General features: G+C 45.0%; 8 protein-coding genes and 2 pseudogenes. 6 read left to right on the top strand and 4 right to left on the bottom strand.

Features of this window, described 5'->3' with window-relative positions; translation table 11 throughout:
• Positions 1-6: 6 nt before the first annotated feature.
• On the bottom strand, positions 7-3,024 hold the full coding sequence (locus tag ACFSR5_RS17135; protein ID WP_380905690.1) for a SusC/RagA family TonB-linked outer membrane protein: 3,018 nt from the start codon (positions 3,022-3,024) through the stop codon (positions 7-9).
• 843 nt (positions 3,025-3,867) lie between these two features.
• Between ACFSR5_RS17135 and ACFSR5_RS17130 the strand changes: the two are divergent.
• Positions 3,868-4,104: pseudogene (locus ACFSR5_RS17130) on the top strand (DUF4134 domain-containing protein); the annotation flags it as partial.
• A 20-nt stretch (positions 4,105-4,124) separates the two neighbouring features.
• Positions 4,125-4,432 (top strand): annotated as a pseudogene (locus ACFSR5_RS17125) (DUF4133 domain-containing protein).
• Between the two features lie 178 nt (positions 4,433-4,610).
• On the opposite strand, the gene ACFSR5_RS17120 reads toward ACFSR5_RS17125, so the two are convergent.
• Both ACFSR5_RS17120 and ACFSR5_RS17115 read right to left on the bottom strand, forming a co-directional pair.
• On the bottom strand, positions 4,611-5,195 hold the full coding sequence (locus tag ACFSR5_RS17120; RefSeq protein WP_380905689.1) for a hypothetical protein: 585 nt from the start codon (positions 5,193-5,195) through the stop codon (positions 4,611-4,613).
• Between the two features lie 37 nt (positions 5,196-5,232).
• Positions 5,233-5,952: a hypothetical protein gene (locus tag ACFSR5_RS17115; protein WP_380905688.1), complete on the bottom strand. Its 720-nt coding sequence runs from the start codon at positions 5,950-5,952 to the stop codon at positions 5,233-5,235.
• 234 nt (positions 5,953-6,186) lie between these two features.
• Here ACFSR5_RS17115 and ACFSR5_RS17110 point away from each other — a divergent pair, with 234 nt between their 5' ends.
• Positions 6,187-6,954, top strand: a complete 768-nt coding sequence (locus ACFSR5_RS17110) for a LuxR C-terminal-related transcriptional regulator (protein ID WP_380905687.1) — start codon at positions 6,187-6,189, stop codon at positions 6,952-6,954.
• 112 nt (positions 6,955-7,066) lie between these two features.
• On the top strand, positions 7,067-7,849 hold the full coding sequence (locus ACFSR5_RS17105) for a LuxR C-terminal-related transcriptional regulator (RefSeq protein ID WP_380905686.1): 783 nt from the start codon (positions 7,067-7,069) through the stop codon (positions 7,847-7,849).
• Positions 7,850-7,891: 42 nt separating this feature from the next.
• On the opposite strand, the gene ACFSR5_RS17100 is transcribed toward ACFSR5_RS17105, so the two are convergent.
• A complete protein-coding gene (locus ACFSR5_RS17100; protein WP_380905685.1) occupies positions 7,892-9,172 on the bottom strand; it encodes a replication-associated recombination protein A in 1,281 nt (426 codons plus the stop codon).
• Between the two features lie 623 nt (positions 9,173-9,795).
• Between ACFSR5_RS17100 and ACFSR5_RS17095 the strand changes: the two genes are divergently transcribed.
• Together ACFSR5_RS17095 and ACFSR5_RS17090 are read left to right on the top strand one after the other, a co-directional pair.
• Positions 9,796-12,594: a metallophosphoesterase gene (locus ACFSR5_RS17095; protein WP_380905684.1), complete on the top strand. Its 2,799-nt coding sequence runs from the start codon at positions 9,796-9,798 to the stop codon at positions 12,592-12,594.
• A 614-nt stretch (positions 12,595-13,208) separates the two neighbouring features.
• On the top strand, positions 13,209-16,520 hold the full coding sequence (locus ACFSR5_RS17090) for a SusC/RagA family TonB-linked outer membrane protein (protein ID WP_380905683.1): 3,312 nt from the start codon (positions 13,209-13,211) through the stop codon (positions 16,518-16,520).
• The last annotated feature ends 17 nt before the right edge of the window (positions 16,521-16,537 follow it).

The raw sequence follows: 16,537 nt of genomic DNA, 5'->3' as shown, positions 1-16,537 counted from the left end.
ATTAAATTAAAAGGTCAAGTTCAGTCCCAACATATAGGAACGTGCGGTAGGGTAAGATGCCATCCAACCATTGTCATAGTTGAGCACCTGCCTGATATTTGAAAAGGTATGCAGGTTATTTACACTGATATTGGCATCGATTGCACGTAAACCTACTTTTTGAGCAATATTTTGACCCATCCGGTACCCCAGGGTGATGTTCTTTATCTGGAGGTAAGAGGTCTTTTTATAATACCCATGGCCGAATGTGTTAATATAACCTGGAGATGCGATCTGGGCATTGGGATTTTCGGGCGTCCAATAATTTGCGTTGTGGACATAATTGGTTATGCCGTAAGTCCACGAGCCCATGTTAGCCAGATTATCTTCTCTCCAGACACCGAACACGCCGTTCACCAGGCATGAAAAATAGATGTCGCCAAATTCGATCCTGTTCCCCAATGAGGCCGTAAAGCTGGGCAGCCTAGATCCGATGATTTTCCGATCATCTGCATTTATAAAGCCATTACCATCCACGTCTTCCAGTTTTGAGGATCCGGGCGTTGCTCCGGTCTGTATTTCGCGCTCATTACCATCAGCATCGGTATAAAAAAAGTTGTCATCCTGCTGCCAGATCCCCACGACGTTGTAGTCATAAATCACGCGCAAAGGCTTACCGATAAACCATTGGTTGGTAATATCGTCTTTCTGATCGCCCCGCAGTTCCACTATCTTGTCACGGTTAAGCGCGAAATTCACGTTGGCGTTCCACCGGAAATTGTTTTTGCGGATAGGTGTGGCATTTAGTTCGATCTCCATCCCTTTATTTTGCGTTCCGCCGATGTTGTCATAGATCCTGTTGAAACCGTTCATGATGGGCACGGTGCGGATCATAAGCAGATCCTGCGTTTTAGAAAGGTACACGTTTACGGTTCCTCCCAGTCGGTTATTGAACAGTTGGAAATCTAAGCCAATATTACTCGTGTAAGTCGTTTCCCATTTCAGGTTGGGATTGCCCACGCCATCGCCTGCCAAATAGACGGTGTTGATGGGTACCCCGCCATCGCCCCAGATATACTTCACACTTGAATAAAGCCGATCAAGTGTTTGGTAGGGGCTAATAGCTTGGTTGCCGTTTGCGCCATATGAAAGTCTAAGCTTAAGCAAGTCCATCCAAGACGCGTTGTCCTTGATAAAACTTTCTTCGGCCATATTCCACGAAACGGCAGCAACCGGAAAGAAAGCGTATTTATTGTTCGCCCCGAATACAGAAGCCCCGTCCCTACGCCCTGTTAAGGTCGCTAGGTATTTTCCTTTGTAGCTGTAATTAAGGCGGAACATGTAAGATAACATCGCTGTTTCGGACAGACCTGAAGATATCGATTGATTTCTTTCTGCCGTTCCCATCATATAAAAGCTGGTGTTGTCCGTTACAAAGCCTTGTCCGCTTTGACCTGAGGAAACATTTTTCGTTTTTTGAACGCTAAATAATCCGGTGGCATCGAACCGGTGATCATCGATTTGGCGTTCGTACCGCAGAATATTTTCCCAGGTATAGTCGGTGTTGTGTGCATTGCTAATACTTGCACTACCGCCGACTTGCCCGCCCTGCTCGCGCCCGATAAAGGTGTCTCGACCATAGTAAGTTCCCGTAAAATTACTCCGGTAGTTATAGCCCAGGTTCGAGCGTAACGAGAGCCCCTCCAAAGGCAGCTTAATATTGGCATATCCATTTATAAAGAAACTGCGGTTGGTCCGTTCTTGATCCGCATTGACATTTAGCATAGGATTGGTGATCAGCGAATATTCCATTGGCTCGGCAACATAGTTACCCAGATCATCCTTGTAACGCCCGTAGGGACTCTGTTTAATGGCATGCTCTATATTGGGTTGAACACCGCCATCTCCGCGTTGTACAAATTGAGTTCCGATCCCGGTAGTTAGCCAGTCATTGAATACCTGGTCAATGTTGGAGGAGATATTCAGCCTAGAGAGCTTTGAATTATAGACAACCCCTTCCTGCTCGAGATATGATGCTGCCGCCATGTATTTGGTCGTACTGGTCCCCCCTGCAATGCTGAGCTGCTGATCCATCGTTAAACCTCTGCGAAAGATATAGTCCTGCCAGTTATGCGTGATGCCATCGGCATAGTTCTGTCTTTCGGTTTGGCTAATAATATTGCCAGCAATCGGATCGAGTTGTTCACCGCTCAAACCTTCGCGCAGTCGACCAATATCCTGTTGCAAACGAATATATTCCTCGGGCCCCATTACCTGAATATATTGCATAGGCTCAGCAACGCCAAAGAGCCCTTTGTAACCGACCTGGGGTTTTCCTTCAAATCCTCGTTTTGTCTGTATCAAAATGACCCCATTGGAACCACGAGAACCATATATTGCTACTGCCGAGGCATCCTTAAGCACAGTGAGGTTGTCGATTATATTGGGGTCAAGATCTACCAGGGATCCACTATAGGGTATACCGTCGAGAATGATCAATGGGCTGTTGTTTGCCGATAAGGAGTTTTCTCCACGGATAAGTAACGACTGGCTTTGGCCTGGAGCTGCATTGGAGGTGGTAATATTTAATCCAGCCACTTGACCGACCAAACGGTCCATTAAATTGGGCGTCGATACCATCTCCAGTTGCTCCTTTCCAACGATGGATAAACCGCCGGTCAGATCTTTTTTGCGAGCCGTACCATACCCCACGACCACCACTTCATCCAACAGTCCATCTCCCTGCATGCTGATATCGATCGTACCAGACTGCATTGCCGTGGCTTCCTGTTCATCATAGCCAACGTAGGAGAATAACAAAACAGATTCAGAGGGCACTTCGAGGGTGTAGTACCCTTGCGTATCAGTCATGACCTGCTGTATGTCTTTATTTTTTACTTTTACCGTCACCCCGCTGAGTGCTTCCCCATTTTGGTTGGTGACTTTTCCTGAGATCTTGATCAAGCTTTCTTGCGAATAGCCGTATAAAGACGTCAACACGAGTAGTGCGACCATCCCAATAAAGCTGATCAGCTTTTTGTTCATTATTTTTATCATAGATTTAAATTTGGTTAAGCTTTAAAAAAGATCGGCACGCGAGGTTGTTTAAGGATCGCTTACCGAAGCGTTGATAGTCTTTATTTTGTGTTGTTTTTACGTCAATAGGCCTAAGGTTTAATGATACACAACTTTTTTCCAGCACTATTTATTCTTAAATAAGTTTCGATTATATATAGCTTTATACTGGCATGTCCGATGATGGTTAGCGCATTTGACATGGTACAAAAATAGCCGGAGCGCCGCTTGGCAAGGGTATTGATTCGTTCAGAAATGGTTCACTTTTGTACGGAAAAACGGCATTTATGGCTTATGCAGAGGTTTTTCTGAAAATAATGGCAAAATATTCTATTCTCCCCGCAGATTGGCTGTTCCTTTTTTTATCTAACCACACTCGACACGCGACCTCGTGTCACGATCGCACTGGAGGTAAAATCCACAACTTTTCCAGATCTATATTCCCGATATTCCGAGCACTAGCCTACTACGTGCCCTCGATACTTTGAAGCAAACTTACAGTGGTCGGCAAGCCGGTTTTTTAGGATCAACGTAAATAGCCAATACGTTTGGGTTTCAGATTCGTGTCTCCTTTTCCATTTGCGTGATAGCTTGAGCCGCACAGGGATTGCTATGCAAATCGTCATAGATGCCAATGTGCGTCAATGTATACCCTCCCGAGCCTACTGAAGATAACCGGGCACTTTCTCTTGCATTTTTGATGTGGCATCTAAATAGGTAGGGCCGAAACTAAAATTATTTCATGATGAAAGAAACAACAAAGAAAAGGAGCATTGTGGCTATCGCTTTGCTTTTAGCCAAGATCAGCGCGGGCAAGGGAACGGTACGGCCGGTATTACCGAAGCAACGCAAATGGTGGCCTCTTACTTTGATCCTGCTACCAAACTGATCTATGCGATCGGCGCTGTCGTAGGATTTATCGGCGGGGTAAAAGTTTATAACAAGTTTAGTAGCGGAGACCCTGACACCAACAAAACCGCGGCATCGTGGATTGGTGCCTGTATCTTTCTGATTGTAGCAGCGACCATCTTGCGGTCCTTTTTCCTTTAATCTATGTAGTGGCTTTTACTATGAATACATACCACATCAATAAAGGGATCTGCCGGACTGTTGAATTTAAGGGACTCAAAGCGCAGTATCTTTCATTTTTGTTGGTGAACTCTTAGGGGCCCTGCTACTGATCATGATGCTGTATATGGTCGGCGCGAATTCGTATCTGTGTCTGATTCTTGGCAGCGGCGGTGCTTCGCTTATTATCTGGAAGACATTTTCCTTAAACAGGAAATATGGAGAACATGGCATGATGAAAGTAGCAGCGCGCAAAAGATATCCGCGGTACATTATCTGCAGACGGTCTGTTTATCGAAATACATCCTAACGGATCGAACAACATCTCACGGGATTTTTTCAAAATACCGCGATATTCGATAAGATCATCTCGATAAAAAAAAAGTAGTATCGGCCAATGTCAAGGCTATTAAACGTGACAAAGCAGAGCTGTAAACCTTAACGCAAAGGTTTACAGCTCTCATTATTGCCAGTTGTGTTGTCTAGCTTTATTTTTTAAGCTTAATATATGTCTCGTACTCATCATCGCCGATACGTAACACCAGTTCTCTGGCAGTTAGCTCCTCGATCTCAATGCTACCATCCTCGATGTCGAGATCTGCGCTGGATAGCGACAATGTAGCATCTTCCGCATTTAAGACCCAGTTTCCGCGGGTTGTCAGCTCGTGGCTATCGTCGTTGTGATTAAGTTTACAGTCTCCATCATAGACGGAACTCTTATCGTGTTCTTTTAAATACAGAACCATGTTACCGTCCCTGGAAAGATCCAGTTCAAACGCTAGGATCTGCCCTTCGTAACTATCTAATTTTCCCGGGCAAGTGGTACTCTCCATCTGATACTTGATCATCGTCTCAATTTGGTTAACATCGGAAAAATCTGTTCCTCCTACCACATCAGAAGGATCGACCACCTCGTTCGAGAAATATTCGACGGCTTTCCATTTACCGATTAACAATTTTTCATCGATTTGCTCTTCATCAAGAAGTTCATCAATCAGCGAATCACAACCGCTAAGGGACACCAGTGTAAAAATGCACAGGAATACCAGTACCGAAAATTTCAGTTCTTTCATTTTTTAATAGTTATAGTTGTAGATAAAGTAGGTTTTACTAAAAGCTAAAGGCTACGAATATACGCGGACCTTTTAAATGGAACTTCTCTTTTTGCTCAGATGCTCCTCCGAAATCATCGTCCTCCAGATCAGTGGTTAGCGTACGATGTTTGGCACTGCCCCAGCGCTGCTCAATACCTAAGCCTATGCCTCCGTAATTTGCTGATATGCCCGAAACAAAATAAGATCCGAAACCGCTGCTAAATTCTTCGTTATACGTATCATACATAGCCGAATAGGATGGCGCGTACCGAAAGTAAGCCTTCACTGCCAGCCGGTTAACCGGAAACACGGTAATTGACGGACCGATATGCATACCGGCCTCAGCGGCATGCACCTTTACTTCGTCCTCAATCCAGTTCCCGTCTACATCTTCCTCCAAGATCGGCTCTTTATAGGTTGTATAATTCAGATCAATGTATGTCCAGTCTAATCCGATTTTTAGCATGCCGGCAAGTGGGTCGCGGTGCAGAAAGAATGTTCGTCCGGAACTTAAACTAGCGCCAAATTTGCTTTTGAAAGATACCAGATCGGCGTCGTCACTTAATGTATGGGAAACGAACCCGAGGTGAAGGTACTTCTGGCTTTTTTTGTGAAGTTCCATACGTTGGCTGACGGCTTTGGTAATACGTTCTTCCTCTTCCTTGCTGAGGGTGGATTGGGCAATTGCGTGCACGCTACAGATGACGCACCATACTACTAGTAGAATTCTCTTCATAATAAATCAATTAATGGTTTTCAATACGCCAAAATTATAAAGGGTCCCCTTACGGGAAAATACCGCAATAGAGGTATTTTCCTGAGTACAGTCCGATTCCAACTGTATCAGGCTCCCTGCCATTGGCTGGAAAACTTCTCCGTGGTATATCAATAAATCCGTTGGTTGCACAATTAATATTTGTATCTTTGATTACCAATCTATTAACAGGCAGCGTGGTGCTGCCGGCTTCTTATGAAAAAGAAAAGACACCTTTTATCTAAGCTCTGGGAAAGCTATCCGGAATTTGTCACGGCGCAGCCCTCTACCACGCACCAGATCGATGTCGCAAAATTTATTGCCGATATGCTGTCTGTCGGCCCTTTCTACTATTATGTGATTAACATTGCCGATTATTCCCTAAGCCAGGTTTCGACAGATGCACCACTGATACATGGCCTTCCTAGCCCACCGGCTCACCTGCAAGACATCATGGATTTTATTCATCCCGAGGATATGGATTTTGTCGTGCGGGCCGAGAAGGCGAGCATCGAAAAGATGAAGGAGATCGGCGTAGAGCATCAGCTGCTCCTTAAAACCAGCTACTGTTTCCGCATGCGTGTAGCTGATGGATCGTATCATCTATTCCATCACCAAGCGATTCATCTGGCAAAGGACGAGCAGGATAGACTGACCTTTGCGCTGAACATCCATACGGATATCGAACATATTACCAAGATAAACAACCAGATCGTTTTGGTCAACGGCGTTGGAGCGCGCAGAGATTATTGTCTGCTCGACCTCTCACTTTCTAAGGAAGACCGGTACATCCCGACATTGTCTCTGCGCGAGATGGAAGTGTTACGGCTCATCGCTAAGGGACACGCCAGCAGTCGCATCGCGGATCTACTGTTTATATCCGAGCATACCGTAAAGGTCCACCGGAAAAACCTATTGCGCAAGACAAAGACCGTGAACAGCAATGACATGATCCGAACCTGCATGGAATGCGGGCTACTCTAAACCTACATACAAAATACCGCAAACATGGTATTGCCCGATGTCGGGGAAATAAAGACTTTAGCCCTGTCATTCGCGCCCACCGTAGGGGCGGGCGCCAGAATACGATAGTGTTATGAAAAACCAGACGCATGCGCTACAGCCGATATGGAAAAAGGTGGGATCGATTTTCTCTACAGAGCAAAACGATAGCCCAGCCGCGGACATTGCTGCCCGTCTTTCCGAAGTACTGGTTATCGGCGAGTTTTACTATTATCTGATCGATATTCACACACAGGCCTTAACCATGCAGCACCCTAAACTGTGCACCATTCACGGTCTGCAGCAAGTTCCGGATCATCTCCAACAGGTTATTGACCTGATACATCCGGACGACATGGAATTTGTACTGCGCGCCGAAGAAGCGTGCTACAGCGAAGTAGCCATAGAGAACCATAGTATAGCGCAAATAAAATCGTCCTACTGCTTTCGTATGCTGGTGGCCGACGGTTCCTATCATCTATTCCATCATCAAGCAATTACGATTGTCGTCGACAAATGGAACAGGATCGTAAAAAGCCTGAACATCCATACGGACATACAGCATATTTCCGGCACCAACAGCTACCTCGCATACCTTTTGGGAATCAATGGCCTGAAGTACTTTCGTCAGTTCGACTTATCGCACCTACGTAATGAGCATGCCGATACACTCCGGATCACCAAACGAGAACACACGGTCTTACGATTACTTACCGAAGGTTCCTGTTCAAAAAAAATAGCCCTTCAGCTCGGCATTTCGTTAGAAACTGTCCGGGTACATCGCAAGAATCTTTTAAAAAAAACCGGTATGCCCAATACAGCCGCTTTGATACGCCGGTGCAGTGAATTGGGTGTGCTAAGATCCGATAAGAGCTAAACCGTCACACCAATTATCCACTCTTTCAATTCCCTTTTATCTTTAGTAGTCGTATTTTTCCTTCCATTTACTTTTAAGGGATTCGCGCAGTTTACCTTCAGAAGCGTTGTTACCCGGATCGTAAAGCAAGGTGCCGCTCAGTTTGTCGGGAAAGAATTCCTGTTGTACAAAGTTTCCGGCGTAGGCGTGGGCGTATTTATATGCTGTGCCATAATCCAGCTCTTTCATCAGCTTTGTCGGGGCATTCCTTAAATGTAGAGGCACAGGTAAATCGCCGGTCGCACGGACGAGTGCCTGCGCTTTGTTGATCGCTTCGTAAGAGGCATTGCTTTTGGCTGAAGATGCCAGATAGGTCACCGCCTGCGATAAAATAATCCGCGACTCAGGCCAGCCGATTACATTCACTGCCTGAAAACAGTTGTTGGCTAACAGCAATGCATTCGGATTGGCATTACCAATATCTTCGGAAGCTAAAATAAGCAGACGCCGAGCAATAAACGAAGGATCTTCTCCCCCCTCGATCATGCGAGCAAGCCAATACACCGCGGCATTGGGGTCGCTTCCCCGGATGGATTTGATAAAAGCGGAAATGATATCGTAATGTTGTTCTCCGGTCTTATCATATAACGCCATATTTTGTTGTACCTGCTTTAGGACAAACGCGTTGGTAATCTTCTGCTTCTGTGCAAATGCCGCATGTACGACCAATTCGAATACATTTAATAATTTACGCGCATCGCCCCCCGACAGACGGAACAGCGCTTCGTATTCCTCTATGTCCACCGGGTGTTCTACTAAATAGGGATCTCGTGCGCGAGCCTGATCTAGGATATCCCGCAAATCGTTTTCCGACAAATGTTCGAGCACATATACCTGACACCGGGAAAGCAAAGCAGAAATGACCTCAAACGACGGGTTTTCGGTGGTTGCCCCTACCAATGTAACAAGCCCGCGTTCAACAGCGCCTAACAAAGAATCCTGCTGAGACTTGGAAAAACGGTGTATCTCATCAATAAACAAGATGGGTTGTTCACCGTTGAAGTTACGTAGCTTCTCGGCTTTATCGATGACTTCCCTTATATCTTTTACACCAGATTGTATCGCGCTCAACGAAAAGAAAGGCCGCTTTAATTCGCCTGCAATCAACAGGGCTAAACTTGTCTTCCCGACGCCCGGAGGTCCCCAAAAGATCATCGACGGAATATTTCCCTGCTCGACAGCATTGCGAAGTACGGCGCCCTCGCCAATAATATGTTGTTGCCCAATATAATCCGCGATGGTTTTGGGACGCATACGTTCTGCTAAAGGTATTGGTGTTGCCATAACACAAAGATAAGAAATTTAGCAAAACACACATGATCCAACGGCCATCAATGATTTATACAGGTTAAATGATTAGCTCGAAAAAAAAAATACAAGTAAGAATAATTTCAAAATTTATGGTAACAAATTCCCTCTCTATTGGCCCACGCGCCCTTTTGGAAGAGACTGGATATGCAACGTAGAACCTTGTTATAGCGATATCTTTCCAAAATCCCTTTTTTTATCTTTCAAAAAGCTGGGTAAATGACAAAAGCTACCATTGACTGTTAGCTCGCTGAGTCTTGTACATAGCATCCACTGTAAAACAGCATATATTTTTCAATTATTATATAATTTCAAGCCAATAAATAACATCATAATTCTGTTTATTTAAACATCTTTATCGACTAAATCATGAACAGATCTTGTATACAAATTAGCTAAGCCTCATCCTTAAAAAACATAAATTACTCAAAATTAGATATTAACAAAAATATAACAATTGTATTTCATTCTTTTTTATATATATTCGTTGTTGAATACTTGATTAGTAAGGCAAGAGCGGAAAAATATTAATAAATCTATTAATATTGAATCGTAACAAATGATATACCGACGTAAACAATAAACTTAAACCTCTCAATATGTTATCAAGCTTTCAAAACCCCAGAAATCCGCTGGCTGCCGCGTGGGCATCGGCGGCAGAGACTTTTTTGCGTAAGCAACATCCAAACGCAAGTATCCAACAAATTCGGCAGTTACCATTTATGCAAGGCGTCTATCATCATTTAAGCCTCTTAAAGCAAAAAAAACGCTTAGATAAACCACCGGGTGATTTAACGTTGGAAAGCCCTGTGCAAGATGCTACTGTGGAACAACTTGCCTATCTCTCCCAGACCTATTTTGACTTAGCTCTTACAACAGCAGCATTCTGTGCTGTAGAACAGGAATGGCCTGGGAAATATGAGTGGCTATATTTAGATTTTCTGAACAAATTGGAGGAGCATAATGAGAAAAAGGGGATAATGGATTTTAGCACTTCTGATCTCTGGGGATTTTCATTGTGCGTAATCATATGGATAGCGTTAGTAGGCTTGACTGGAGTAGATAAAATCAGCAAGAAATTGGTGGACTACATCCTAGATAAGACAGGGCTCACACAAGATCAAAAAAATATGGTGCGTAACTATATCAATGATTTTTGGCTAGCTGAACCTGTAGGGACATATTCTTCCCAGTACCGTGATGCGGACCTAAACGCGAATTACAAAGCTATACCCTGGAGAATTCCTGTGGACGCGCACATTGTCTTGCTGGGCGACTGGGGAACCTCTTTGGATGATGCTCACGAATTCCTGAAAGCTTTATGGAGGAAAGCCTATCAAAACAATCCAGGTGGAGCGATTGTATTTCTGCACCTTGGTGACATTTATTATTGCGGATTACCCTATGAATGCGAGCATAACTTCCGACAGGTTTTTGAAAAGGTAGGGGGAGATCTGCAAAGGGAGATCAACAATACCAACTTCAATCCTAACCCACCGATATTTACTATACCGGGCAACCACGAGTACTACTCTTATGGTTACGGTTATTTTGAACTACTAGACAATCTTAATCAAAATGTTCCGAATATAAGCCGATCAGAACTCGCTCAACAATGTAGTTTCTTCTGTCTACGAACTGCCGATAATAAATGGCAATTTTTGGGTATGGATACCGGACAAGCAGACGGAAATGGCTGGTTGTCATTTTTACAGGGAGCTGGAGAAGTGCTTAAAGGCATTTTGGACGAACAGAGCAAGTTCGATTTGGTAAATGCTGTAGAAGGTCTAATAATTGCTGCATACGAAGATGTTGCAGGACCATTCCAACCCACCTTGAAAACGAGTGAAGTGAGATGGTTGCAGGACAGAATGAACGAGTTCGGAGGAAAAACCATTATGCTGTCTCATCACCAATTTTTTTCCCGTCATGCAGAGATCAACCATGACAGCCCGCAATATCTAAACACTTGGCTCGATAGCCATTTCAAAGAATATTTTTCCAAGAACATCGCTGCATGGTATTGGGGGCATGAACATAGTTTCGCAACCTACATGGATGGATTAATGGGCTTAAACAAAGGACGTTTGCTGGGAAGCAGCAGTTACGAAGCGACAGAGGCAGATGATGCACCATACGTCATGAATTATCCGATTCCTTTCTCCGCAAATATGAAGGAGGATATAATCCTCAATCAAGATGGCTTATACTATCACAGCGGGGCAATAATGTCGTATGATGGCTCCAATATGAATGTGCGTTACTATCAATTTCCCGCCTGGTCCCAGTTGAGCCCAAGGCCAAACAACATGGAACTACTGGAAATAAGCACGTTATCCGAGTGTATTACATCATCATTTAAATCGTTACGTCCAAGCTGGATTGGAGACGTTATGATCGCCGAGGATGAGGTCACAACAGATCACAGCCCTGCTACAACCAGCTGGGACGATAAACTTTTCTTACTGTTTGTTGATGGACATGACAATCGTAGTTTAAGGATCTGTACGGCCAATGCGGCAGCTTTCCAAGAAGAAGGACGGGAGGCAAGATTGGACTGGAGTAAACCAAGATACATTAAAGTTAATAACAGTTCGGTCTCCACGCAGAATTCACCGACTATCGCCGCCGTCAACGGAAATTTATTCGCATTTTTCAGAGATGGCGATACGCTTCGGGGAATCACAACGCCCGCATCGGGAAATCTGGAGGATTGGAGTTCTATTGGGCAAATGCCCGTAAAAGTAGATAATGCAGCCCCTGCGATCTGCGTATTCCGTAGCAGGATATATCTCGTGTACCGCAAACCCGACGACGATAAGAAGATGAGCTGGGGATATTACGACATAAAAACCGGTAAATGGAAAGACTCGGGACATCTAAAGGATGACAATAATAGCACATTTACATGCAGCAATACGCCTGCATTAGCAGCAGATCCATACTGTATGTATATGGCTTTTCAGAAAAAAGACGGCACGGATATTTACTGGGCTTATGGAACTCCTTCCGAAATGAAAGACGATGGAACTGTTGATAACATCTTCTGGAAGAACCAAGGCAAAATCAACAGTATAGGTAAACAGGTTGACGGCGATAAGTATACGACCAATCCTGACACAGCGATTGGTTTGACATTGGAATATGCCAATGGGGTCTTCTTGCTTATTTATGTCGCAACCAATACAGAGAATAACCTAACACAGTGCGCTCTCAATGATACCGGAAAGGATAGCTACGGTCAATGGGTCGGAAGTAATACGGTAAAAGTGATAAACTCACACGGACATTCAACAGCACGAAGTGCGAAAGCTCCGGCACTGGCGATAACCGAAGGAGGAGGCTATCTACTATACCGGGGAAAAGAACATGATGAAATTTACTGGGCATATTATTAACGGTCAGGAGCAACGACATTAGGTAGACAAATACTACTTTCCGGTTACAATGTGAGTCGTCAACAAAAGTGGACACACTATCTTAAAACCTTAAGGATTATTTTCATCAAAACATTAGATTTAATTGTGGGAACACCTGCGTATTCTGGAGTAAATTTACTCCGGAATATGCATTATTCCGAATGTAGAACATACACCGCATAAAGAAGGCCCAGAATTAACCTTCAAAGCAGCAAAGCGGTTAATCCAGCTCCCCACACCGCGAAACTTAGCGGTGCGCCATGTTCTTTATAAGTAATCGCAAAAGCGTCGCCCAATGCCAATTGATGAGCTTTCTATCCTAATTATGAGGGCTAAATATCTTTTCGAAATCGTTACCGGCAACGATTGCGCTTTTTTATTGTATCATTTTTTATACAAATGACCGTAGATAATTGTATTATCGCATATGCTAATGGAATGTTTTTCCCTGTAGAGGAAAAAACTTCACCAACATAAATCGAAAAATACGTAGACGATGTCTTGACCGCTACCCGATATTTTCCATCGTATGCAACGTGCAGGATGTCTATCAAACACTCGAGCTATAAACCTTTAATAATTAGAACATGTTAATGAGCAAATTAAAAGCGCTGTGCATGATGATTCTCCTGTATCAAGGAGCTTTCGGGCAGCAGCGATCCATCTCCGGGAAAATTACGGACACAAATATGCAACCGCTTGCAGGTGTTACGGTACGCGTTCAGGGAGATCAGCAGCAAGCGATGAGTGACGCTTCTGGTAATTATTCATTACAAGTAGATCAGGCGGATGCCCGGCTGCAATTCAGCTTCGTCGGTTTCGTGTCCGCTGAATTTCCTTTACCCAGCAGCGGTATACTCGACGTAACGCTTCAAGCAGAATCCTCCAATCTAGAGGAAGTGGTGGTCATCGGCTACGGAACCGTCAAACGAAAGGATCTGACCGGGTCGGTGGCATCCGTCAGCGGCAAGGAAATAGCCGCGGTTCCAGTTGCCAATGCGGCGCAGGCTTTGGCGGGCAAGCTTCCAGGTGTTAATGTCACAGCACAAGACGGACGGCCGGATGCCGATATCTCGATCCGTGTACGCGGAGGAGGATCTATTTCCCAAAGCAACGAGCCCCTATATATTGTAGACGGTTTCCCGGTTTCCTCCATTACAGATATCCCATCGAACCAGATTGAAAGCATTGATGTGCTCAAAGATGCATCGTCAACAGCGATTTACGGCGCCCGTGGGGCCAATGGTGTTATCATCGTCACCACCAAGAACGGGAAGAGCGGACAGACCCGCATTAGCTACGACGGTTACGGGCAGTACAATCAGCCTACAAAATACTTGGCCTCCATGAACGCCTATAATTACATTGCTTACAACTGGGCATATGCCAAAGCCCTAAGCGACAGCTATGCTTCGGCTTGGGAACGCCTGTGGGCCATTGGAGACTATGCCGATGAATACCAAAATAGTGCAGGAATTGGTCACTACAGAGATGTTGCTGCGACCGATTTTTCGCGGGAAGCTTATCAATCGTCCATGTCCCAAAACCACAACATCAGCTTAACCGGAGGTAACGATAAAACTAAGGTGTTGGCCGCCTTGAACTACATCAACAACGATGGTATGAAAATCAATTCATGGTTCAAACGCTATAATGCGGCCTTAAAAGTAGACCAAAAGCTAGGCGAACGTGTGTCTCTTTCGGTAGACACCAGATATACGAATATCAACGAGATGAGTAATGAGTCAACAACCAATGGCAAAGGTTCTATTCTCTCCTCTGCCTATCAATTTCGGCCGATAGCGACGACGGACGTGCTCGGCGAACTCGACGATACGAAAAACACGCAACTGGGATTGTATGATATGGTCCTCCAGGATATGTACAATCCTGTGGCGCGTATGGGAGACTATTTTCCGGAAGCGAGCAACCGCTCCTTGCGCGCAAACACGAGTCTGAGCTGGAACATTATCGATGGGCTGACCTTCCGGTCGGAACTTGGACTGAACAGTTTTTGGAATAGGGCCAAGACTTGGTCCGGTGCCATCTACAATAATTACCTGGATGCGACCGGTCAAAAAACGTTCGCGGGTAATGCTGCTATCTCATCGGCCGAAGGCTGGAATTTAAGGTGGGCGAACGTGTTGTCGTATACCGTAAAAGGGTTGGGTGAAAATCACGCGCTTGATATCCTGGCGGGGCAGGAAATGATGGACTCCGATTCGGAGAGTATCAATATCTGGGGGAATCGCTATCCAACATCGTTCGATTCGGAACGTGCCTTTGCCATGATGGATCAATATTTTACAGGCGACAATGCCGTTAACCACGGCTACAGCTCGGAACGCGGCACCGCAAATCGGTTACAATCTTATTTCGGTCGGGCCAATTACAGCTTATTGGACAAATATTTGTTTACTGCAACTTTCCGTGCAGACGGATCTTCCCGTTTCGCCCCGACCAACCGTTGGGGGTATTTTCCGGCAGCAGCCTTTGCGTGGCGCCTTTCGGACGAGTCTTTCCTTCAAAACACATCGTGGGTCAATAATCTAAAAATGCGCCTATCATATGGAGCAGTGGGGAACGATGGCATCAGCGCCAACCTATGGCGTATGAACTGGAAATCAGATGGCATGATTTCCTATTCAGTCAATGAAGAGCAACAGGTCGCCTATTCTCCGGCATCAGAAACAATTGCCAATGCGAATTTAAAATGGGAAACAACCATTACCCGGAATCTGGGCTTCGACTACTCTTTATTTGGCAATCGGATCTTTGGTACCATTGATCTCTATAAAAACTCGACCAAAGACCTATTAATGCTGACGTCCATATCGGCCATCAGCGGTTTCCGGCAAACATATGACAATGTGGGAAGCACCAGCAACCGGGGAATAGAGGTCGCCGTGGGTTCTGACCTGATACGCAAGGATCATTTCAAACTCAGCGCAAACATCAATGTGAATATCAACCGAGGCCGCATTGATGAATTAGCCGAAGGGGTCAATGGTTTATATATGTCAAACTGGGGATCGTCATCAACACGACCTTCAACGGGAGACTATGTTCTGGAGGTCGGAAAACCTGTCGGACAAGTACGCGGATTTGTATACGAAGGATGGTATAATGTTGACGACTTCAATTATGACAATGGACAATATGTATTGAAGGAAGGAGTGGCGGACATCGCCTCGGGAATTATCGGAACCGTATATGGTACAACTGCACATAAACCGGGTGATCAGGTAGCCTACCCTGGCGTAGTACGCTTCAAAGACTTGAATGATGACGGGGTCATTAACGAGGAGGATGTGACTATCATCGGAGATACGAATCCGAAACATACGGGCGGATTGAACATTAACGGTAGCTACCGACAGTTTGACTTTGCCCTGAATTTCAACTGGAGTTATGGTAGTAAAATCTATAACGCCAACTACCTTGCTGCATTCTCTGGTGGTAAAGAGGACGGTTTGTATCGCAATCGCCTGGATTACCTCTCGGGAGCGTACCGCATTTATGATATCCAGAATGATCAGATTACTAGTGTTACGGATCCTACTGCGCTAGCCGCGCTGAATTCAAACGCAACGACCTACTTACCTTACCATGAAAATGCGGTCGTATCTACACAAGGAATAGAAAACGGCTCATTCTTACGGCTCAATACCATTACGCTGGGTTATAGCCTTCCCGATCACTTGCTCAAAAAGGTAGGCTTTAAGGGCGCTCGGGTCTATGGAACAGTATTCAACGCACTATTATGGAGCAATTACCGTGGATTGGATCCGGAGGTGAGCACAAACCTCAGTCAAGGTGGCGCAGCCTATCCCACCACCGGGCTGGACTGGGGAGCTTATCCACGCGCACGATCGTTCACATTTGGCGTGAATCTGCAGTTGTAATTGCAACTTCAATTTGG

The sequence above is a fragment of the Sphingobacterium suaedae genome (assembly GCF_042684625.1).
Lineage (GTDB): Bacteria > Bacteroidota > Bacteroidia > Sphingobacteriales > Sphingobacteriaceae > Sphingobacterium > Sphingobacterium suaedae.
This window is presented reverse-complemented; position numbering and strand designations above follow the sequence as displayed.

What these genes read in the sequence shown, in the direction of transcription:
- ACFSR5_RS17115 (WP_380905688.1), bottom strand. Translation starts at nt 5,952, where the DNA reads ATGAAGAGAATTCTACTAGTAGTATGGTGCGTCATCTGTAGCGTGCAC.
- ACFSR5_RS17100 (WP_380905685.1), bottom strand. Translation starts at nt 9,172, where the DNA reads ATGGCAACACCAATACCTTTAGCAGAACGTATGCGTCCCAAAACCATC.
- ACFSR5_RS17090 (WP_380905683.1), top strand. Translation starts at nt 13,209, where the DNA reads ATGAGCAAATTAAAAGCGCTGTGCATGATGATTCTCCTGTATCAAGGA.
- ACFSR5_RS17110 (WP_380905687.1), top strand. Translation starts at nt 6,187, where the DNA reads ATGAAAAAGAAAAGACACCTTTTATCTAAGCTCTGGGAAAGCTATCCG.
- ACFSR5_RS17105 (WP_380905686.1), top strand. Translation starts at nt 7,067, where the DNA reads ATGAAAAACCAGACGCATGCGCTACAGCCGATATGGAAAAAGGTGGGA.
- ACFSR5_RS17120 (WP_380905689.1), bottom strand. Translation starts at nt 5,195, where the DNA reads ATGAAAGAACTGAAATTTTCGGTACTGGTATTCCTGTGCATTTTTACA.
- ACFSR5_RS17135 (WP_380905690.1), bottom strand. Translation starts at nt 3,024, where the DNA reads ATGAACAAAAAGCTGATCAGCTTTATTGGGATGGTCGCACTACTCGTG.
- ACFSR5_RS17095 (WP_380905684.1), top strand. Translation starts at nt 9,796, where the DNA reads ATGTTATCAAGCTTTCAAAACCCCAGAAATCCGCTGGCTGCCGCGTGG.